The 23,233-nt window shown below is 41.8% G+C and carries 18 protein-coding genes; 8 read left to right on the top strand and 10 right to left on the bottom strand.

What is annotated here, in order from left to right:
• Positions 1–29: 29 nt before the first annotated feature.
• The 4 genes from IEY42_RS11350 to IEY42_RS11335 form a co-directional block, all read right to left on the bottom strand.
• On the bottom strand, positions 30–419 hold the full coding sequence (locus tag IEY42_RS11350; protein WP_188925338.1) for a hypothetical protein: 390 nt from the start codon (positions 417–419) through the stop codon (positions 30–32).
• Positions 420–459: 40 nt separating this feature from the next.
• On the bottom strand, positions 460–858 hold the full coding sequence (locus IEY42_RS11345; protein WP_188925337.1) for a DUF1801 domain-containing protein: 399 nt from the start codon (positions 856–858) through the stop codon (positions 460–462).
• A gap of 228 nt (positions 859–1,086) precedes the next feature.
• On the bottom strand, positions 1,087–3,237 hold the full coding sequence (locus IEY42_RS11340) for a heparinase II/III domain-containing protein (RefSeq protein ID WP_188925336.1): 2,151 nt from the start codon (positions 3,235–3,237) through the stop codon (positions 1,087–1,089).
• Positions 3,238–3,239: 2 nt separating this feature from the next.
• On the bottom strand, positions 3,240–5,393 hold the full coding sequence (locus IEY42_RS11335; RefSeq protein ID WP_188925335.1) for a heparinase II/III domain-containing protein: 2,154 nt from the start codon (positions 5,391–5,393) through the stop codon (positions 3,240–3,242).
• A 305-nt stretch (positions 5,394–5,698) separates the two neighbouring features.
• On the opposite strand from IEY42_RS11335, the gene IEY42_RS11330 reads away from it, so the two are divergent.
• From IEY42_RS11330 to IEY42_RS11305, 6 genes are all read left to right on the top strand, one after another.
• Complete coding sequence (locus tag IEY42_RS11330) at positions 5,699–6,034, top strand: cupin domain-containing protein (protein ID WP_188916341.1); 336 nt, start codon at positions 5,699–5,701, stop codon at positions 6,032–6,034.
• A gap of 26 nt (positions 6,035–6,060) precedes the next feature.
• Complete coding sequence (gene kdgK, locus IEY42_RS11325; RefSeq protein WP_188925334.1) at positions 6,061–6,993, top strand: 2-dehydro-3-deoxygluconokinase; 933 nt, start codon at positions 6,061–6,063, stop codon at positions 6,991–6,993.
• Between the two features lie 16 nt (positions 6,994–7,009).
• Positions 7,010–7,636, top strand: coding sequence for a bifunctional 4-hydroxy-2-oxoglutarate aldolase/2-dehydro-3-deoxy-phosphogluconate aldolase (locus IEY42_RS11320; protein ID WP_188925333.1), 627 nt, complete (start codon positions 7,010–7,012; stop codon positions 7,634–7,636).
• An 86-nt stretch (positions 7,637–7,722) separates the two neighbouring features.
• A complete protein-coding gene (locus IEY42_RS11315; protein ID WP_188925332.1) occupies positions 7,723–9,495 on the top strand; it encodes a sodium:solute symporter family protein in 1,773 nt (590 codons plus the stop codon).
• Between the two features lie 215 nt (positions 9,496–9,710).
• Entirely contained in the window at positions 9,711–11,252 is a 1,542-nt protein-coding gene (locus IEY42_RS11310; RefSeq protein ID WP_188925331.1) for a YjjI family glycine radical enzyme, read from the top strand.
• Complete coding sequence (locus IEY42_RS11305; RefSeq protein WP_229780031.1) at positions 11,224–12,132, top strand: YjjW family glycine radical enzyme activase; 909 nt, start codon at positions 11,224–11,226, stop codon at positions 12,130–12,132. The genes IEY42_RS11310 and IEY42_RS11305 overlap by 29 nt, the downstream gene beginning before the upstream one ends.
• 26 nt (positions 12,133–12,158) lie before the next feature.
• On the opposite strand, the gene IEY42_RS11300 is transcribed toward IEY42_RS11305, so the two are convergent.
• The 5 genes from IEY42_RS11300 to IEY42_RS11280 form a co-directional block, all read right to left on the bottom strand.
• Entirely contained in the window at positions 12,159–13,091 is a 933-nt protein-coding gene (locus IEY42_RS11300; protein ID WP_188925330.1) for a LysR family transcriptional regulator, read from the bottom strand.
• 331 nt (positions 13,092–13,422) lie between these two features.
• Positions 13,423–14,364 (bottom strand): NrfD/PsrC family molybdoenzyme membrane anchor subunit, encoded by a 942-nt coding sequence (nrfD, locus tag IEY42_RS11295; RefSeq protein ID WP_188916345.1) that lies wholly within the window; start codon positions 14,362–14,364, stop codon positions 13,423–13,425.
• Positions 14,361–14,933, bottom strand: a complete 573-nt coding sequence (locus IEY42_RS11290; RefSeq protein ID WP_188925329.1) for a 4Fe-4S dicluster domain-containing protein — start codon at positions 14,931–14,933, stop codon at positions 14,361–14,363. Before IEY42_RS11290 ends, nrfD begins: the two co-directional genes overlap by 4 nt.
• A 28-nt stretch (positions 14,934–14,961) precedes the next feature.
• Positions 14,962–17,244: a thiosulfate reductase PhsA gene (gene phsA / locus IEY42_RS11285; protein WP_188925328.1), complete on the bottom strand. Its 2,283-nt coding sequence runs from the start codon at positions 17,242–17,244 to the stop codon at positions 14,962–14,964.
• 199 nt (positions 17,245–17,443) lie between these two features.
• Positions 17,444–19,312 carry a sensor histidine kinase gene (locus tag IEY42_RS11280; RefSeq protein WP_188925327.1) on the bottom strand — a complete coding sequence of 623 codons (1,869 nt, stop codon included), beginning with the start codon at positions 19,310–19,312 and terminating at the stop codon, positions 17,444–17,446.
• A gap of 157 nt (positions 19,313–19,469) precedes the next feature.
• Between IEY42_RS11280 and IEY42_RS11275 the strand changes: the two genes are divergently transcribed.
• Together IEY42_RS11275 and IEY42_RS11270 are read left to right on the top strand one after the other, a co-directional pair.
• Positions 19,470–20,066, top strand: a complete 597-nt coding sequence (locus IEY42_RS11275; RefSeq protein WP_188925326.1) for a response regulator transcription factor — start codon at positions 19,470–19,472, stop codon at positions 20,064–20,066.
• A 234-nt stretch (positions 20,067–20,300) separates the two neighbouring features.
• Entirely contained in the window at positions 20,301–22,376 is a 2,076-nt protein-coding gene (locus IEY42_RS11270) for a M13 family metallopeptidase (RefSeq protein ID WP_188925325.1), read from the top strand.
• 103 nt (positions 22,377–22,479) lie between these two features.
• Here the strand turns inward: IEY42_RS11270 and IEY42_RS11265 are convergent.
• The coding region (locus IEY42_RS11265) for a group II intron maturase-specific domain-containing protein (protein ID WP_268244269.1) at positions 22,480–23,233 on the bottom strand (754 nt) is incomplete at its 5' end.

Genomic DNA, 23,233 nt, shown 5'->3' with positions numbered 1-23,233 from the left:
GATTTCACAGTGATAAAAATAACGATAATTTACAAGACCCTAAACGACACTAGCGTTGTCTCATAGGGGATCATATCGCAACATTGTTCCACATCTGACTTCATCTGATTTAACATCAAATCATTAGTGATTAAATCATCGCTTGGTGATTCATCTGCTTTTATATCATCTGCTTGTAAATCAAATTCGCGCTGTAAACGGCCTAAAAAGCTGTGGTGTTGTGCACTAGTATGCTTAATATTTTTATCGAGTTGAATGTCGATGTCCCACTCAGCAAATGCCATTTGAATTTCTTGTTCAAAATGATGTTGCATCAACACCTTATCGCCATCTGCGTTTGCTAAATTGTCAGCGTTAAACTCATGGGTTATCACCAGTTCAAACTGAGCAAGTATCTGTAAAACGTCATCATTGGCCATCAGGATCTCCTATTCATTTATCTGTGTAGCTTTGGTAATTTTAGTTCGCTGTACATTGATATTTTTGTTGCATGTGTTTAACCGATAACTCAGCAATTTTCGTTAATACACTCAGGTTTACATCAGATAGTTTATTGATATACAGACAAGATTTGCCCAATTTGTGTTTGCCAAGCTTAGCAAGTAAATCATGATACTCATCAAAGCCTGGCATGATATAAACGACTGTATTTTGTTTGCGCGGCGAAAAAGCGATAACCGCAGAGTCACCTTCTCGACCACTGTCATAGTGATAATGGTAGTGGCCAAACCCAATAATACTGCCCATTAAATAGGGCTGATAACCCGATGCACTTTCAAGTAGTGATAACATGCTATGCGCATCCTGCTGGCGGGCTTTATTGTCTGTCTTTGATATAAACAGCTGAATATCATCCATTTTCAAAACCTTCTACGTTTAATAAACTTAACTAGAATAATCTACATTTCGTTAATCATGTAACGATTTCCGATTTTTAACTTAGTGGCAAATATTTGAGCCCGTATCACTAATCAACGGGTTAAAGACAATTCGCATAGCCTGCAAATGGCTGATTAACTTGTAAACGCCAACAAAAAGGGTTGAACATGTTGTTCAACCCTTTTAGAGCTAATAAAGCATTTGGCTTTAAATTACCGCAAAAGCGCCCTGCCATTGGTAAGTTTTACCATTAAACTCCACAGTATGCAGACCGTCTAGCGCGTCACCACTGAGGTTTGAAATCACGACGGTGTAACCGTTACCGCTCGTGGTGATGATGTTAATCACTGTTGCAGTGTCATTGTGACCAACCACATCAACCTTGCTGACTAGACCGCGCGCTCCCACTGAAGCTTCAATCGATTCATTAAAGTATCCGTGAGTTTCTAACACAGAGGCAAACACATGATTTTGTCCAGATTGACGTAAAATAAACGCCGGTTCACTGCGCAGGTTAAAATCAGGATCGTTTGCCCCAGTGCGTGCAAATATCACTTTGCTGTCTGGTGTCGCGCTCGACACTAAACTGTAATAGCTATTGCCATGTAGCCAACTGAGTAAGCTGCTACCGCTGACATGACCTGAGCCAACATTCCATAAATGTTGGTAACCGTTGTCGGCGCCCAGAGGTTTTAACGTTGACTCTGTTTGATAGTCAAAGTCAGTACGGATTATTTGCCCAGAATAATGCACAGGTAAATCGTATTGATGTGGTTGATCTGCCGTAATACGGTAAACATCAATCACTAACGGTTTTTCAAATTCAGCGAGCTCAGCAATAATAATGCTGCGCTGCATGTCTGCGCCATCGTAATAACCAGATATACGCCCACTCATACCTTGTAAGCTTGAGTCATCAGCCTTGAAAAAATGCTTTTGACCAAATTTAGATTCAGCTCGGGCGGTATCAAAGTTATTTTGGGTCTTTTGGTCAACAGTAACCGTATTGTGAGCGACGGTTTGCTTACAATACGACTTGTTTTCAGGAATGTAACGACCACCAAATTTAGGTTCAACGTTGACCCAACGGCCAAAGCCATAGTCGTGTAATACTTCCTGGCCACGGTTAAACACACTTAAATGCAGGCCGTCGTAATGGCCATGGTCGAGCGCAGAATGGTATTGATGATCGCTACCATGTTGACCAAACCATATCAGAGCCATGGTATCGTCATTTTTAGCATCGCGATGACGCAAAATGCCCACGCCGCCTTTTTCGCCTTCAGGGCCATCGGTTACAAACAAGCTGCCCCAGCTAAAGGGTTTAATGTCTTTGGTATCGTTTACTGCGTTAGATAAGGTTAACCCGGATATATGCACCCACACATCTTGTTGATGGTTTGCCATGCTAAGTAAGGTATCGTTTTGCTCATAGCGGTGATAACACACGCTGGTTGCCATGATCACACCTTCATCATTAATACTGATGGTTTTAGATGAATCATTAAGCGCAGGCAATGTGCCGTCAGGAAACGCAGTCGACATTACGGCATATGAGGTGGTTTTAATCACTGAATCGTTAAATTGATAAATGCCGATTTCAGGTTGGCGACGCTCAATGGCTTCGGCAAATAGATAAATTGGACGTAGCGAGAAACGGTGATAGTACGGCCCTTCCATGTAATAACCGTCTGGCGAAAACAATTGATCTAGCTGCTCTAAAAATCCGCCACTGACTTTGTCTAATTTAAGGCCATACAGAGCTTTATCTACTGATGCTTGATCGTTTATCGCATAACCACAAATACCCACAGCAGCCACGGCCCATAGACCATGATTATGAATAATATCAAAATCATGTGCATAGGTGACTACAAACATATCAATCATTTGTTTAAGCAGATTGTCTTCAATATGGCATTTTTGTGATTCATCTAAGGTGTGATAAATACAGCTATACGCGCACGATGCATAAAGCATCCACATGTTTTCATTTAATGTTTGATGAAACAACTTACCCGGTGGATTACTATCACGACTGACATTGCTTTCCAATGTTGGGTAAACAGTGGCATAAGCCGTCAACATATCCACAATGTAATTGCGGTATTTATCTTCTTGGGTGATTAAAAATAATCGTCCAGCCAAATCCATATGTATATAATTTTGCTTGTGGCGATTATGCTCATAACCCCCACCTTCGCCGTGGCCTGGTACTTCAATACCAACCGAAGTCATGTATTCGTCAGTTTGAACGATGTCACGGGTTAACGCTTTACCTAATAGTGTCTTTGTATTGAGCGACTGTCTGAGCTGCGCAGCTTCATCAAAATTTAATAGTAAAGGTTGGTAACTCATGTTTATTTCTCCTGCTTAATGGCAGTAATATCGACAGCGTAAGGGCCAGTCCATTGATAGTTTATTTTATTAAAAGTCACACTGTGTTGACTTCTCGCTGTAGTTAATTGATTGCAAACCATTAGGATAATAAGCGAATTAGCAGTAAATATTTGAACCACCGAACTGACATCATCGTGACCTAATACCTTGATGGAAGACACTTTACCGCGAGCATTTACCGACTGCTCAAACTCTTCATTAAAATAACCATGAGTTTCTAATATTGATGCTAACAAACTGGTTTTGCCGTGTGTTCGGTATATAAAAGCAGGTTCACTGCGCAGGTTAAAGCTTGGGTCATTAGCACCTGTGCGTGTAAAAAATACTTCACCTGAGTCATTGCTGCTTGTGCCAAGCCAGGTGTAGTAAGTATTGTTCTGTAACCAGCTCACTAAAGCGGTATCACTCGTTTTACCGCCGGCGATATTCCACAAATGTTGGTAGCCATTGTCAGCGCCTAATGTCGACACTTCTTGATGGCTTTGATAATCAAAATTGGTTCGAATAATTTGCCCTTCATACTGATGCGAATAGTCATATTGATGATCACCCTCACCCGCTAAACGGTATAAATCGATTAACAGTGGCGATTCAAGTTCATCTAACGCCAACATAAACACGCTTCGCTGCATTGATAAACCATCATAATGTTGATTAGCAAAAGCACTCATGCCGCTAATTACATCACTGTCGACACTAAAAAAGTGCGGCGTGCCATGTACACTGTCTGCTCGGGCAACGTCGAAGTTGTTTTGACACTTTTGATCGACGGTAACGGCATTATGGGCGATAGTTTGCCGTGCATAAGATTTATTTTCGTCAAGGTAACGACCGCCAAATTTAGGCTCTACATTAACCCAACGTGCAAAACCATATTCACGCAATACTTCCTGACCACGGTTGAAGAAACTGATCCCTAAGGTGTCAAAGTTTCCGTGGCCCATACCGTGCTGGCCGTAATTCATCACCAGTTGCGACACATCACCTTTTTTATCCTGCATGCGGATAAAACCTTGTGCGCCATGGGTACCCTCAGGGCCTTCGTTTAACTCTACACTTGGCCAAAATGGCATACCAACACTGGCCTTTTGCTCTGCTTGTTCAAGTGCACGCGACAAGACTAATCCACATGAATGCATCCAAACTCGATCTTGAATTTTAGCCATGCCTAATAGGTTATCGTCAACGCCATAATGTTTGCTATATACACTGACCGCCACCTGTACGCCCATATCGGTAATCGACATGGTCCGTGACGCATCATTAAGTGCAGGAAATTCACCATTAGGATACGCTGTCGACAATAACGCATTGACCGTATTACCAATCACTTTGCCTTTGTAGTTGTAAATATCGACTTCAGGCATATGACGATGCAATATTTCAGCGAATAAACAGGTTGGGCGGATGGCATAACGATGATAATAAGGCCCTTCCATGTAATAACCTGATGGTCCAAACAATTGCGAAATTTGTGCAAGAAAACCACCACTGTCATTACGTTCGATGCCGTAAACGGCCATGTCTAAATATTCACGTTTACCGATGGCTAAACCACAAATCCCCACCGCGGCTACCGCCCAAATACCATGATTATGGATACGGTCAAAGTCGTGAGCATATTTAACCGTAAACATGTCTAACATTGGCTCAAAAATACGGTTTTTAATGCGTTGTTGCTGCGCGTCAGTCATCACCTCAGCGACACAAGAATACGCAAGGCTAGTGTACAAAAGCCAACAATGCTCATTCAAAATTTGATGAAATAAACGTCCTGTGGGATTCGTGTTTTTTTGCACATGAAAATCGAAGGTTAAATATTTATCTGCATACTCTTCTAATAAACGAATAACAAAATCAGCATAGTGTTGTTGGCGAGTAATTTGAAATAAGCGACCCGCTAAATTCATATAAGTGTAGTTTTGCTTATGACGATTATGCTCGTAACCACCAGCTTCACCGTGACCTGGGACATCTGTAGGCAAAGCCATAAATTCTTCTAGGTCTTTGATGTGAGCATCAATGGTTTTACCCATCAAGCTAGATCGTCCCAACTCTTTGGCAAGCTCAGATACTTCTACTTGCGTCAGTAAAATGGGGGAAGTTTTGGTCATAATCTTTACCCTATGGCTAGTCGTAGTCTTTCTAATAACACTCAAAATCTGTATTACAATATTGTCATACAAGTCGGCATATTAACAATGCTTTTTGATATATTTGTAGTCAAAAAGACCAATCATTTTAAAATAATTGTCTTTTCACAAAAATAAATAATAATTTAAGCTATTGATTATTAAACACTAAGCTTCGTTATTACCGATTTTAACCTCATTGGTAAGATCTAATTGTATTACAATATGTATTTAATGTTTATTATTTGTATAATAATGTCCATATCGAATGCTGTAGGAGAAAGCGCATGAACACATTTTTTAAAGCTGATGAACACCCATGGGAAGAGTTAGGTGATGGAATTAAGCGTAAAATCGTCGGTTACACTGACGAGCTCATGGCCGTACATTTAAATTTTGATAAAGGCGCGATTGGTTATCCTCACTCACATGAAATCCATGATCAAATAGGCTATGTGATTAGCGGCAGTTTTGAAGCTGAAGTTGATGGCCAAAAACAAGTGCTTAAAGCCGGTGACGCCTACATTGCCCGCAAGCATCTTATGCATGGCGCAGTCGCATTAGAGCAAGACAGTATCTTACTGGATATGTTCTCTCCTGCCCGTGAAGACTTTTTAAAGTAATACCAGAATAATTATAAGGTAACAGCATGAAACCATTGAAAATGGCAATTATTGGCGAATGTATGGTTGAGCTACAAAAAAAGATGAGCGGATTGAAGCAGTCGTTTGGCGGCGATACTCTAAATACGGCTTTATACCTTTCTCGGTTAACTCATAACACCAACATCACCACAAGCTATGTTACTGCGCTAGGTCGTGACCCTTTCAGTGAGCAAATGCTAGCGGCATGGCAAGCAGAAAGGATTGATACGAGTTTGGTATTGCAGTTAGACCATAAAATGCCTGGCTTGTATTACATCGAAACCGATAACACCGGTGAGCGCAGTTTTCATTATTGGCGTAACGACTCAGCCGCTAAATATTTGTTTGATCAACCTCAATCTGCTGCGCTTTGTGAGCACCTGCTCAGTTACGATTATCTGTTAATTACTGGTATTACCCTCGCGATATTAACTGACTCAGGTCGAGCCACATTATTTTCATTACTCAGTGAGTTTAAGTGCCGTGGTGGTAAAGTGATTTTTGATAATAATTACCGCCCAAGATTATGGCCTAACCCACAGCAAACAATGGATGAGTATGCCAAAGCATTAGCACTAACAGACATAGCCATACTCACCTTTGACGATGAAATGCAATTGTACGGTGATACAGAGGTACAACAATGTATTACACGCACACAAGCTACTGGCGTAAAAGAACTAATTATTAAACGAGGTGCAGAAGATTGCATCGTTATTGATAATGATGAAACCAGTTATGTTGCCGCTACGTCAGTTTCAAACATTATTGACACCACCGCCGCTGGCGACTCTTTTAATGCTGGCTTTTTAGCGAAACGTTTACACGGCGGCACCGCGGCACAAGCCGCTGCTGCAGGCCATTGTATGGCCAGTACCGTAATTCAATATCCCGGCGCAATTATCCCTGCCGTCGCGATGCCAGATATTCAACTTTAATGACATTGGGAACGACATGAGCACAATGAACCAATTATTAGCTAAACATAAATTAATCCCGGTGATAGCCATCAACAAGACTGCTGATGCAGTACCATTAGCGCAAGTGTTAATCGACAATGGTATGCCAAGTGCTGAAGTGACTTTTAGGACAGAATGTGCGGCCGATGCCATTAAAGCCATGCGTAGCGCATTTCCGAGTATGTTTATTGGTGCCGGTACCATCTTAACCACCGAGCAAGCCGATCAGGCAATTGACGCAGGGGTAAACTTTATCGTTAGTCCAGGGTTTAACCCTAAAGTCGTTCAGCACTGTATCGATAAAGGTATGCCGATTATTCCAGGGGTGAATAATCCAAGTTTGGTTGAACAAGCCATGGAGATGGGATTAAAAACATTAAAGTTTTTCCCTGCTGAGCCTTCTGGTGGCGTTAACATGCTGAAAGCATTGACCGCCGTTTATCCCGTTAAGTTTATGCCTACTGGTGGTGTTAACCCTGACAATATTGACACTTATCTCAATATTCCTGCCGTGCTTGCCTGTGGTGGTACTTGGATGGTACCGACTTCATTGATTGATTCAGGACAGTGGGATGAAATTGGCCGTTTAGTCAGTGTCGCTGTCGCAAATATTAATAAATAAAATACATCATATGACCCATAGAAGGTCATTTTTCGCGGTTAACATTGTTAACACAAACATAGAGTTACTATTATCGAGGCTAAATCATGACTATTGATATGCTTGTCGTACTTGCCTATTTTTTCTTCTTAATCGCCATTGGGTGGATGTTTAGAAAATTTACTACATCTACCAGTGATTACTTTAGAGGTGGCGGAAAAATGTTGTGGTGGATGGTTGGGGCCACCGCATTCATGACTCAATTCAGCGCATGGACATTTACAGGTGCTGCGGGTCGGGCTTTTTCTGACGGGTTTGTCGTTGTTGTGTTGTTTCTAGCCAATGCCTTTGGCTATTTAATGAATTACCTCTACTTCGCACCTAGGTTTAGACAACTTAGAGTGGTCACCGCGATTGAAGCGATCCGTCAACGTTTTGGCAAAACATCAGAGCAGTTTTTTACCTGGGCGGGCATGCCTGACTCATTAATTTCTGCAGGTATTTGGCTTAATGGTTTAGCGATATTTGTGTCGGCTGTGTTTGATATCCCCATGGAAACCACCATTATAGTGACAGGTGCAGTACTGGTTATTATGTCAGTCACGGGTGGTTCTTGGGCGGTTGTCGCCTCTGATTTTATGCAAATGATTGTGATTATGGCCGTGACCATTACCTGTGCCATTGCAGCCTATTTTTATGGCGGCGGGATAGGCAATATCATCGACAAATTCCACGGTAACTTTATGTTAGGTAATGACTTAAATTACGTCAGCATATTTGTACTCTGGGTAGTGTTTATCTTTGTTAAACAGTTCGGTGTAATGAACAACAGCATTAATGCCTATCGTTATTTATGCGCTAAAGACAGTGAAAATGCTAAAAAAGCTGCTGCCCTAGCCTGTATATTAATGGTTGTTGGCCCGTTAATTTGGTTCTTACCACCTTGGTATGTGAGCGCATTTATGCCTGAGTTTGCCCTACAATATGCGTCAATGGGCGACAAAGCAGGCGATGCAGCCTATTTAGCCTTTGTACAAGAAGTCATGCCAGCCGGTATGGTCGGTTTGTTAATGTCGGCCATGTTTGCTGCCACCATGTCGTCAATGGATTCAGGGCTAAACCGAAATGCAGGGATCTTTGTCTGTAATTTCTACTCACCGATATTACGCGAACATGCCTCACAAAAAGAGTTAGTCACAGTGAGTAAAATCACTACGGTTGTCATGGGCGTTATCATGATTTTGATTGGCTTGTTTATTAACTCTCTCAGTCACTTAAGCTTGTTCGATATTGTATTAAACGTTGGGGCATTAATCGGCTTCCCAATGTTAATTCCGGTATTACTTGGCATGTGGATCCGTAAAACACCAGACTGGTCTGGTTGGACAACCTTAATTGTGGGCGGTTTTGTATCTTACTTCTTTGGTATTGCACTGACATCTGGGCAATTTGAAGCAATATTAGGCTTAGAAACGCCACTCACAGATCGTGAATGGTCTGACTTAAAGATTGGCTTGAGCTTAGCGGCGCACGTTGTCTTTACGGGCGGTTTCTTCTTAATGACCATGTTGGTTTATAAAGGGTTGTCTCCAGAGCGCAAAAAAGAAGTCGACCAACTGTTTATTAACTGGAACACCCCGGTTATAGCAGACAGCGAAGATCAACAAACGCTAGACACTAAACAGCGTTCAATGCTCGGTAACCTCATTACTGTTGCAGGATTTGGTGTACTGATTATGGCATTAATTCCTAACGAACCAACTGGCCGTTTAATGTTCTTACTTTGCGGTTCGATCGTGTTAGTGGTTGGTGTACTACTAGTTTATGCCGCACGTTCCGGTAATGGCACAGTAAAAAAACTTGAGAGTCAAAATGCATAGCGCATCTTGATAATCCACTAAACGGATAGTGAATAAAGGCCTTATTTTCATAAGGCCTTTTTTTATATCCTAAAAAGCTGTGATCTATATCATCGGATTTCGATTCCCTCAACCCCGCCTTCGGCTATTTTCACTGTAGTAATGCCTTTTTTATCAGTAAATTATACCTATTAACTGATCTCATTAAATCAGCACTGTCATCAATGGACTGCATTATGTCATTACAAAACCGCATTACTCATATCATTAAAGATCCTCATCTATCAGCAAAGCAAAAGTCACATTACTTAGCGTTAGAAGCTGAGAACAGCCTTGATTATGTCGAAGTTTCAGCACAGGCATTAGCGGCAAAACAAGCAGGTATTATTTGCGATATGTTTGAAGGTCACGCACCGTTTAAACCGCGCTATGTATTGCCAGATTATGCCCGCTACCTTAGTCAGGGATCTGATTATTTGGAGATGTCACCAGCGCAAGACTTTGATGATGCGTTAAACGCTCTAATGGTGCTTTATCATCACGTGCCATCGGTCACCAATATTCCTGTGTATTTAGGCCAACTCGATACACTGCTCATGCCATTTGTGTCTGATATGAACGAAGATGCGATTTACAGAAAATTAACCCGCTTTTGGATTTTATTGGACCGCACCCTGCCCGATGCATTTATGCATGTGAATATTGGTCCTACGGATAATATAATTTGTCGTACGCTGTTACGCATTGATGCTGAGCTGCAACAAATAGCCCCAAACCTTACCTTTATGTACGACCCACTCATCACCCCTGATGATTTGTTGCTACAAGCCACTAACAACATTTGCTTGTGTAATAAACCGCATATTGCCAATTACCCTATGCATGCAAACAGTTTTGATGAGCGTGGATTTGGCATTGTGAGTTGTTATAACGCGCTGCCGTTAGCCGGAGGTGCCAATACCTTAGTACGCCTTAATCTTAAACAAGTGGCAATGCAATCAAGCAATATTACAGACTTTTTTGAACGCGTCTTACCCTATTATTGTCAACTCACCTATGAACTCATTGAAGCACGCTCAGCATTTTTACATCAACAATCACATTTCTTTGACAGTTTTTTAGTGAAAGAGCAGCTTATTGAGGAGTCGCGTTTTTCTCCCATGTTTGGCATTTATGGCATGGCAGAAGCCGTGAATATATTACGGGGGATCTCTAATGATTCTCACAGCACTCCTAAAACTTATGGCCATCACCAGGAGGCTAACGCACTCGGACTTAACATTTCACAGGCTTTGGATCAAATTGTGACCACCACCCCAGTAACCTATGGTTTCAATCAACGTGCTTTGTTGCATTCACAAAGCGGCATTAGTCTCGACATTGATGTGACACCAGGCGTGAGGATCCCTAATGGTTTTGAACCGGATCCTATTAGCCATATTCAAGCATTGGCACAGCATCATCAATATTATCCCGCCGGCATAAGTGATATTTTAAGCTTAGATGAAACCATAAAAGCCAACCCTCAAGCCATGATGCAATTGTGCAAAGGCGCGCTAAGTATGGGCTTTAGAGAATTTACCGCGAATGTAGCTAACACCGAATTAATGAGAGTTACCGGCTACATGGTGAAACGTTCGGACCTTGAAAAGTTTAGCCAATGCGGCTCTCGGACAAACACCACAGGTTTAGCCGCTGAAGCCGCTGCAAATACCGGGATGATGCAAAGAAAAGCACGGGTGATTGCCCATGAGCAAGCGCCCATTTGTTATGAGTAGAGAAGCCATTGTAAGTCAAATACTGCCATTTTCATGTGTCGATGGACCCGGCAGTCGTTTAGTGATTTTTTTGCAAGGATGTAATTATCAATGTAAAAACTGTCATAACCCGTATACGATTAATGTCTGCGATGCGTGTGGTGATTGCATTGCCCACTGCCCTCAACAAGCGCTTAAGCATGTAAAGATTGGCACTAAAGATCATATTGTGTGGGATAAAAACCTGTGTACTCAGTGTGATACCTGCCTGAGCATTTGCCCAAAGCAATCATCGCCTAAAACCACCACTTACAGCATTGAACAGTTGGTTGCGATAATCGATGCGCAAAGGCATGTTATTAATGGCATCACAGTGAGTGGTGGTGAAGCCAGTTTACAATTGCCTTTTGTAATTAACTTATTTAAAACCATCAAGTCGACTGCACATTTAGCGCACTTAAGTTGCATGATAGACACCAATGGTAGTTTATCAATAACAGGCTGGCACAGGTTATTGCCTTATTTAGATGGTGCAATGGTCGATTTAAAAGCCTGGCAACAAGACACTCACCGCTATATCACCGCTCGAGATAATCATAAAGTATTTCAGTCAATTACATGGTTAGCAGCGCAACAGAAATTATATGAAGTAAGGCTATTATCTATCCCGACAATAACTGATTATGATAGCGAAATTGATGCGTTAGCCAATTACCTTCGACAATTGCCATCCACTACGCAGATCAAACTCAATGCATTTCATCATCACGGTGTAGAGGGAGTTGCTGTGCAATGGCCAGCATGTACTCAAGATGATATCGAATTACTTGCTAGCCAACTTATACAACGTAGCGTGAATAACATCACCTTACCCACAATATATTTAAATGAGGTCAAATAATGGCTTGGCATTATAGCCATTAAGCATTAGCGTATTATTTCAGGTCGACAAAGTAATATCTGCTCAAATAACCAACGCAAGGCTGGATCATTCATGCTTTGACGATGCCACACCACACTATAGGCAACACTGCCATATTCAATCGGTAACGGTTTTATCGCCAGCCCTTGAGCCTGTTTAGCTTGAGTTGCCCAACTATGCGAGCAGGTAAACAGTAACTCACTGTGATGACACATCATGGCGGCGCTGCCAAAATCAGCAACCGAGATAGGCACGTGACGTTTCTTTGCTTGCTGAGCCAATAAAATATCAAAAAATGGTGTATTCAAATCGGTATCACTGATGCCAATATGACCAAAGCGTAAATAATCTTCTAGGGATAGATGGGCTTGAGAGGTTAAAGGATGGTTAGGATGCATTAGACACACCATTTCATCATTGACTAAAGTTTCCCAGATGAGGTTTTCATCAATATGAGTCGGTTGACTAAGATCATGTGGCAAAATAATAAAATCTAATGAACCGTTTGTTAGCCCGTCAAAACCGATATTATCTTTATTATAAATATCTAAGTGAATATTTGGCGCTACCGTTAAGATATGAGCGCACAATTTTGCGGCTAATAATTCAAAGGTACTTTCTCGCATCGCAATTGAATAGCGTCCTTGGTATTGCGCAGGGTTAAACACATCCTGATTCATAATTTGGTTCATGTCATTGATCATTTGCTGCACACTTGGCGCTAAGCGTTTTGCTAACGGTGTTGCGATCAAAACATTGCCATGACGATAGAATAATTCGTCATTAAGATTATCCCTAAGTTGGCTTAAAGTTTTACTCACCGAAGATGGGCTCAAACATAATCGCTCGGCACTGACGGTAACACTTAACGTATCGAGCATCACATGCAAAGTAATTAGGTGTTTCATACTAATACGAGAAAGTTTTGTCAAATCCATATGTTAATAAGCCTTCATCAGAACAATGAATGAAATATATCCCGTAAACACCATCAGAGATACGCCAAGACGTGATAATCACGAAGCAATTCACAATCAAGCAAAATAACCTGTCAGAATTGATGAGTTATCTATCAATATGCACTCATTCATCCCATAATTTTTCTTAAAACTGATATTTAACACTAAGCCCCCCAAGACTTACGCTTTTCAACTAGCAAATCAGGGTTTGTCATATCATAAAAAAAGTCTTCCTCTTTTTGCAAAGAGAAAGACTTTAACATTGTTGATTTAAATCGATTTACTTAATCACTTAACTGACTCAAATCGGTTAACTAATATAAGTTTGGCCCGCGTAAATAATGAAATGTCGTAGCGCTAACACACCGGTTAAGCTGCAGCACGCAACGGTTAACATCATCGCTTTTGTATGACGAGCCTTTGATGGCAGGAACATTGATAAGATTGGAATACAAAAACCAATACCAACCACACCATACCAAAATACACTCGCCCAAATATCCTGTGTTAACGACGCTAATGCTTGTGCCGCTGCACCGCCGGTAAAATACAGTGAGGTAAATAACATCACCAAAAACATCATTTCAGTAATAATGACCGGTAAGTCTAGGCCATGCAATTTGCTCACATCATCGTCATGTGAAGTGCTGTTAAAGCAGGTTAATGCCACAATTAAGTTACCTGCAGCACCTGCAGACAAACCCGATGCTAAAAATAATGCCGGTAATATAGCCGTGTTTAACATTGGATAGGCATTCATCGCCGAAATTAAGAAACCAGTATAAGCACCCACGCCCACTGCCAATACAAACAATAGAATTTCAATCATTGTTCTAAATGGCATTAGCATGTGACTTATTGGTACAAGAAAGCCTAATTTCCACTTAGGCAACTCATCACGTAATACAATCATTGAATAGGCAATGCCTAAAGGTGAATAAGCCAGTAACGCAGCCACACCAATCGCCATAACAGAATCAAAATTGTAATTAATTAAAATCAACCAAAAATGAAAGGGTTTGGTTAAATCAAATACTAAACAGGCTAAACCTAGCGTTATCGCCACAGGCCCAATAATAGCCGAGGCTTTTAATATCGCACTTTCAATCTGTTTATCTTTGCTATACCAACGCATACCAATACCAATCAGTACGCTACCAGCCGATAACCCCGCCATAAATAAGTAAACCGCAATTATCCAGTTCCACACCACTGGATCGTATTGCGCCATATCGCCCCAGATATTGTTCATGATTGAATCCCTCCACGTTTAGTCGGAACACGGTAAACCCTAGGTTTGGTGCCTAAATGGGTTTTATCTTGATAGGTTATTTTGGTATTGAGTAACTTGGCCACGTCGCTGTTACTGTCGTTAGCATCGCCAAAATACAATGCATCAGTTGGACACACCGTCACACATGCAGGTTGCTCACCTCTTGCTAAGCGGGTGTCTTTACAGAAATTACACTTATCAGCCGCTTTGGTTATTGGGTTAATAAAGCGGACTTTATAAGGACACGCCGCCACACAATACATACAACCAATGCACTTATCATTATGGATAGACACTAAGCCATTTTCATCTATGTAGGCTGCACCTGTTGGGCACACAGTGACACAAGGCGCATCTTCACATTGCTGACACGACACTCGATGGTATTTAAAGTGTAAATCGGGTGCTTCACCAAAAGGCCCTTCTACTCGTACTTGTAAGCGAGTTACCCCTTCAGGCACATCATTTTCACTACGGCAGGCTACATTGCACGCTTGGCAGCCGATGCATTTGTTTTCGTCATGCACCATGACATATCGTTTATTCATAGGAGACTCCAAATCAATTAATTACCGGCTAAATTTTTGCCAACTTAACGCCTGTTGTATGTAAGTTCATGCCACAAATGGGCGCGACTGAATTAGGTAACAGATTGCCACAATGGATACCCTTACCCGTTGCACGAACCAGCTCTTTGTTTTTTGAACCAAAGCCCATGTAAGCAAATACGGTGTCTTGACGAATACCTGGTGTGACTAATGCTGTGCCCTCTTCGCTGCCAACGCTGCTGGTTAATTGAACGGCATCACCACTATGAATATTTAAACGACCTGCGGTAATGGGATGGATCCAAATAGCATTACTGGACATTAAGTTAGACAGTAATGGAACGTTGTGGGTTGCCCCATTGGTATGGACTGCGACTTTACCTTGGATAAAATACAGTTCGTCAGCTTGTTTAAGGTGCACAGGGCGATGCTTAATCACACCTCTGCCAGGCGCCATGTCTTCAACTTGCGCTGAGGTAAGTTCAATTTTTCCGCTTGGGGTTTTAAATTTCATTGCGGTAGCAAAAGTGCCGTCATGATCTACGTGCCTGGCATTGGCATAAGCATCAACAAACTCTTTAACCATACTCGGTTCACGTAGCATTAACGGTTTACCATAACTGACGTAGCCTAGTTTTTTGATGTGCTTTAATAAATTGTGGTCACGATTAAGCTGCATAAGTTGCAAGGTTTCAATGTTTTCCCATGGGTAATATTGCTCTAAGCCTAATGCCTCCCCGAGATCTTTAAATATTTGCCAACTTGGACGTGTTTCACCAATTGTTTCTACTGCACGTTGGCGCACATAATAAGCCGGGTTTTTCCCTGATTTATCAAAAATTTCTTCATCACGTTCAAGGTAGGTAGACTCTGGCAAAATGATGTCGGCATAGGCGGCGGTTTCACTAATATACAAATCGCAACAAACCACTAACTCAAGCGCCTTAAGAGATTGCTCCACTTTGGCTCGATCCGTCAGCGTCTGCATAGGATTGGTACGGCTCATTATCCATGCTTTGAGTTGATAGGGTTTAGCATCTAAAGAGGCGTCGATAATACTTTGGTATATCCCACCTGAAGACCACATTAATTTAAATTGTTTGTCTACTTGATCAATACGTTTAGCGGTAATTTCGGGCATATCTTTAACACCCGGTTTCGCTAATTCTGGTGCCACTTGCTCGCCAGCTAACTTGTTATAGCTTGACGCCTTCTTGCCCATGTAAATGCCACCTTTGCGTTCAATATTGCCTATTAAAATATTGGCGGCATAAATAGCACGGCGCATGTCAAATTCTTCTGGGGTGAACGTCGCTCGATGACCAAAATCGACCACGGCATGAGGCGCATGACTTGCATACTCATGAGCGATACGGCGAATGGCAGAAGCTGAAACATCAGAAACTGACTCTGCCCACTCAGGGGTATATTGTTTCACCTCTGCAGCGAACTCATCAAAACCAACTACATACTGTTCAATAAACAGCTTGTCATAGAGGTTGTCATTAATCAGTACATGACAAATAGCCAATGCGACAGACACATCAGTACCAGGGCGGATGGCATGCCATTCATCGGCTTTATCTGCAACAACAGAAAAGCGAGGCTCAAATACCACTAACTTAGCCCCTTTATCCATCTGTGCTTGCATCATGCCTCTGGTTTCAGACATGTTAATGCCTTCATAAATATTATGACCAAAGTTAATAATGTATTTAGAGTTACCTAAATCTCGCTTCATTTTGGTGCCGAACATGGCTTTTGCCGCTATCACATAGCCACCGGGACAAGTTGAAGCATGCGTAAATGTATTTGGCGTACCCAACGCTTTAGCTAAATGAAATACGTGACCGTCTAATGATCCAGATTTAGATGAAAATGCGATTGATTCTGCACCGTGTTGTTGTTTAATTGCAGTCAATTTTTGTGCAATGAATTGATACGCTTCATCCCAACTAATTTCAGCCCATTTACCCTCACCGCGCTCTCCAACGCGTTTTAATGGCTTAACTAAACGCTGTGGATCATAAAGCAAGCTGTGACCAGCACCGCCCCGAGCACACACTTTGCCGCCAAATGATTTAGCTTCTTTATTGCCGCTAATAAATACATTTTTACCATCCACAATACGTGCCTTGATCGGACAACGGGTGGAACACATTTCACAAATACTAGCCACTTCAGAAGACACCCCTTTTAGAGGTTGTTTTTCTATTGCAGCAAGTGAACCTGGTAAAATACTCGCAAGCGCACAAGTCGCGCCACTGGCACCTGCACCTTGTAAAAAATGACGCCGATTTAACTGGATCATGATTGCCCCCTTCACCTTGGCGAAACATAACGCTATTACGGTTAACCTAGATTTAATGGCGCTTAATGAATCAACATCACACTAAGCGTCATCCCTAAGCACATTGTTAAACCTTATTGAAATCATGGGTATTGTGGTAAACCACAATGAAGGGAATCATTTGATAAACATCACGGTTTAAGTGCTCAAAACACAAAAATTAGATGTATTTAGGATCGCTAAGATAGGATATTTCGGGAAGGCTAACGGGGATATCGATTAAGACCCTGCATCCAGATGTTGTTGGTGCATCAGGGTCTTCGGCACAAGTAGATAAGTCGAGGTCACCGCCAAATTGCATAATGACATCTTTGCAAATAGCAAGACCGAGCCCTAAACCATTTGGTTTAGTCGTAAAAAATGTCGATTTAAAATCTTCATTAGCACAGCTCAAACCGATGCCATTGTCATAAAATTTTAACTGTAAATGACCATTCACAACCCTTAGGTCAATTAATATTTGCTTAGAAATTAACTGCGCACAGCTTGTGTCAGTCAGTGCATCAATGGCATTTTTTAATATGTTGATTAAAACCTGACAAAACCCCACTTTATCGCCTTTTAATTTCAGTTCACTGCAGTGGAATTTGCTTGTCACTTCAATCTTGTTCGTTTCAAAATCATGAGCTAATAATTCTATGCACAATGATATTTGTTCACACACATCAAAATCAGTGCTCTGTGTGTCTTTTCGTTGCAGTAACGTTCTAATTCGATGGACAATTTCACCTGCTCGGTTTGATTGGCGCAATATTTTACCGAGTAATTTGTATTGCACAGAGTCTTCACCATAGTGTTTAGCCTGTTCAAGCATGCCACCTTCACTGTATTGCGTTATCGCAGCAATGGGTTGATTAAGTTCATGGGCTAAACCTGCCCCAATTTCACCTAAAATAGCCGCGCTTTGTAAGCGTTCTAATTGTAATGCTTTGGTTTTTAACTGACGCTCAGTAGCAAGTAAATTCTCACTTTTTTTCATAAAACGGTATTCAAGCCACACATGATACATTGTTGCAAACATAAAAAATCCGATGAAACCAAAACCCCATTTTTGATTTAATTTTATCCACTGCCAAATCTGTAAATACAAAGGCTCTTTTTCCAAATGCAGATCTAATGCTTTGTAGAGTTTCATCACTTGAAATTGGCTAATAGGTGCAGCCCAACCTCGGTTTTGACCAATAACAGAAATGGGATCCGATTCACTAATGGCAAACAAAGCTCGAGTAATGTTGGTTCTGACTTTTAACGGAACGTCGTCAGATGAGGCAAAAGACCAATTAGGGTATAACGGAGTACTCACTGCACAATCATAACCGTCTGGAGTGATATCATTGATGACTCGATAATTCTCAGCTTTGATATAACCTTGTTCGACCATTTGCTCAAAGGTACAAAATGGCGTAATCGCTATATCCGCCGTGTTATCTCGCACCTGATAAATTAACGGTTCTAAAGGAAACCCCAAAAAAGTGACTTTGTCGAAAAAGTTATCGGTAGGATAATTCATAGAATGAATCAAACCCATCGCGGCTTGATAACCACCAAGAGCATTAGGATCGCTGGCAACGGCTGTATGACCGGCTAAGTCTTCAATAGATTTTAATGGACTATCTTGCCTAACAATAATGGTGGCACCAATGGCAAAGGTATTACCGCCATGTTTATCACTTTTCATGGTGGCGAGCCACGAAATGGGGAAATCACCGCTCATATTAAAATAATGACCTGGATTGGTGACCACAAATTGCACCTGGCCATTAATTAACTGTTGATTCATATTAGTAAAATCAAGCGGAACGACTTCAAAACTAGCAGAAGGCACTATTGCGGTAAGGTAATCCATCAACGGTTGCCAACGCGCTATACTTTTGGCCACGCCATAATTGGCCAGCACCGCCACACGATAATGCACAACATCGTTATCTTGTACGGTAGTAGTGAGATTTACTGTCTGTTTTGCCACAACAGTCGATAACAGCGTCAATGAAGTTAACAAAATCAATAGTAATGTGATAACTAAACGCATTTATGGCTCATCACTCTTAACAGGGCACAGGAAGAAGATAATTTATTTTAAAGCACTATTTAAGCCAATAAAGTTGCATGTCGCACAAAATCTAAGTAACAATTTGCTCAAAAAAAACTAACCATTACACTATAATAAAAAAATTTAAGTGACTGATATGCCGAATATTCAACGTGTTTATATGGTGGACGACGACCTGGCCATCCTCGATTCAATGCAATTTATGTTGTTGCAGTATGACTATGATTTGAACATTTTTGATAGTGCTGAAGACTTTTTAGACAAAATAGACATATCACTTGCGGCTTGTTTAATTGTCGACAGCAACATGCCTGATATTACTGGGCAGCAATTGCAGCAAAAACTGGTTACAGCCCAAAGCCCAATTGGCATAATATTTCTCACCGGTCATGGCGATTTGCCCATGGCCGTAAATGCCTTTAGGCAAGGTGCATGTGACTTTTTTCAAAAACCGGTTAAAGGTACCGAGCTGGTTAAAGCAATAGACAAAGCACTGACAACTAGCGCTTACGAGTTTGAAACCATTCAATTAAAAAAACGTTATAACACGCTCACTGAAAGAGAGAATCAAGTTTTACATTTATTGATAGACGGGAAAACTAACAAACAGATGGCAGATACCCTTTTTGTTTCACTACGCACTATAGAAGTTCATCGAGCTAACATTATTAAAAAATTGCAAGTACATAACGCTGCTGAACTGGCTAAATTTAGTCCTTTACTCGCACAATAATAACGCCGGACATTATCGTTTTTTTTACACTGCTTATTCAAAACTCAAGCACCAAAGGCTTGTCTCTATCTGTATCAATAAGCCAAAAACCGCCCCCCAAAACCTGCATTTAAGCTTGTATTCATAAAGTTTTGCTTATATTTACTCACAATTTCAACATTGACAATTTTTGTCAGTCTTAGATTATGGTAATGCAAACAACCATTGGATTTTAAAAAAGGAAAAACGATTACAATGAAAAAGTCCTTAATCTCTATCGCGTTAACCAGCGCATTATTAACAGCGTGTGCCAACGACAAACCCAATACCACTGCAGAAGTGACCGCCCCCGTTGTGGCGCCTGCATCAGATAAAGCTGAATTAGGTAGTTTTGGTGTCGACTTAACTGCACGTAATGAAGCGGTTAAACCTGGTGATGACTTCTTTATGTATTCAAGTGGTAATTGGTACGACAATTTTGAAATGCCTGCAGACAAAACACGCTATGGCGCATTTACCGCGTTAGCAGAGCGCAGCGAAGAACAAGTTAAAGCCATTATTGATGATATTGCCAGCCGCAAAGATTTATCTGCAGATGAGCAATTGATTGCTGATTTTTATCATGCCTACATGGACACCGACACCATCAACAAACATGGCATCAGTGCGATTCAACCTACACTCGATCAAATCTCGGCCATCGACAATACTGATGAGTTAACAGGTGTATTTGGCCAAGCATGGCTCACGGGTGCATCATCACCTATCGGTGGTGGCATGTGGTTTAACCGTATTGACCCTGATCAATATGAATTAACCATTGGTGCTGGTGGACTAGGCTTACCAGACCGTTCATATTATTTAGAAGACACCGAACGCTTTATTTCGATCCGTGAAGCTTATGTCGATCACATTGCGAAAATGCTGAAATTTGCCGGCATACAAGATGGCGAGCAACGCGCTAAAGCGATTTTAGCCTTAGAAACTCAAATTGCTGAAGGTCAGTGGCCACGAGAAAAACGTCGTAATCGTGACTTAACCTTAAACCAAATTAGTCGCGGCGATTTAGCTAAAACCTACCCTGGGTTTAACTGGGATATATTCTTTGAGCAAATGGGTTATAAAGTGCCGCAACTCAACATTGCTCAACCAGAACCAGTTAAAGCGATGATCAACCTGGTTAATACCGGCTCGCTTGATGTATGGAAAGATTACCTCACCTTCCACACCATCACCAATAACGCAGAATTGTTGTCTGAAGACATTTTTAACACCAGCTTTGCGTTTTTTGGTAAAACCTTAAACGGCCAAGAAGAGCCTCGCCCTCGTTGGAAACGTGCTGTTGAGCAAATGTCGGGCACTCAATCACTGGGCTTTGCGATTGGTAAAGTATACGTTAAGCGTTATTTCCCTGAGTCATCTAAGCATCAAATGGCTGAGTTAGTTGAAAACCTTCGTACTGCATTAGGTCAACGTATTGACGGCTTAGATTGGATGGGCGAAGAAACTAAAGTGAATGCTCACGCTAAACTTGCTGCGTTTACCCCTAAAATTGGTTACCCAGATGTATGGCAAGAATACGATGGTTTAAACCTTAAAAAGGATGATTTGCAAGGTAATATCAAGCAACTTCGTCAATTCTTCCGCAATGACAGTATTGCCAAAGAGCTTGAAAAAACGGATCGCAACCGTTGGGGTATGACACCACAGTACGTTAATGCGTATTACAACAGCTCATTTAATGAAATTGTCTTCCCGGCAGCCATTTTACAACCACCATTCTTTGATCCAAATGCCGATCCAGCAGTCAACTACGGCAGCATTGGCGCGGTAATTGGCCATGAAATGGGCCATGGTTTTGATGACCAAGGTTCTAAGTCTGATGCCAATGGTATTCAGCGTAACTGGTGGACCGATGCAGACCGCGCCGCGTTTGAAGCTAAAGCCGATATGCTTGCCCAACAATACAGTCAGTACGAACCCATCCCAGAAAACTTTGTTAATGGCCGTAACAGCCTAGGCGAGAACATTGGCGATGTAGGTGGTTTATCGATGGCCTACCATGCTTACAAGTTAAGCCTTAACGGCAAAGAAGCCCCCATTATTGACGGCACCACTGGTGATCAACGTTTCTTTTTAGCATGGGCACAGGTATGGAAAGAAAAACGCACTGAGCAAAGTATGCTAAGCCAGCTACGCGCAGGTACTCATGCTCCTGGACGTTACCGTGCACTTGCACCACGAAATCACGATGCGTGGTACAAAGCGTTTGATGTCAAACCTGGTGACAAGTTGTATTTACCAGAAGATCAACGCGTTCGTATTTGGTAATCACTTATCTAAATTGATATATGCGTTAATACTCATCGAGTAGGGTGAGGCGTCACCGCCCCATCCCTCTCACAGAACCGTACGTACGGACCTCGTATACGGCTCATGCATACTTCCATTCAGCATAGTTGCTGAACACATACCCTGTCCTATCATGCGCCAGATTAACTAAACCAAGATCATTGAACCATTGGTTTGGCATTGCAAAACTGGCTAACGGACTCGCGGCATTTCTCCAACTTGTCATCGATATCGACCTGAACGGTGGTTTGTACCCAAGCTGTTTTAACCTGCGGTGTAACCGTGTCGGTTTCTTCCATAACCTTAGCTGAATACTGCGAAGCCTTCGTCTTAACCAGCCTGCTATCTTGGCGAACGCCCTGTCGGTATTGGCGATCCTAAAGTACTGACTGAACCCTCGTAATAATGGATTCAGCTCTTTGATGACCTGCTCTAGCGGTTTACCGCCATTGCGTTTGGTCATCCGCTTCAACTTCTGTTTGAACCCCGTTAGTTTCTTAGCCTGAATACGGGTAAATCGACTCCCGATTTCAACACCGAGGAACTTCACCCCATCATTGCTGTGCGCTATATGAGATTTACTCTGGTTCACCGTCAGTTTTAGCTCGCCCTCCAGTATCTTCGTTGCCTGTGCAAGCGCATTTTCTGCGCCTGCTCTGCTACGACAGAAGATCAAGATGTCATCAGCATAGCGCACTATGCGATGACCACGCTTTCGCATCTCCTGATCGAACGCATCCAGATAGATGTTCGCTATCAGCGGACTTATCACCCCACCCTGCGGACTTCCAAGCTCTGTCTTCAGCCAATTCCCATCGACCATTACTCCACTTTTT

Origin of the sequence: Shewanella algicola, assembly GCF_014648035.1 — a bacterium.
Classification (GTDB): domain Bacteria; phylum Pseudomonadota; class Gammaproteobacteria; order Enterobacterales; family Shewanellaceae; genus Shewanella; species Shewanella algicola.
This window is presented reverse-complemented; position numbering and strand designations above follow the sequence as displayed.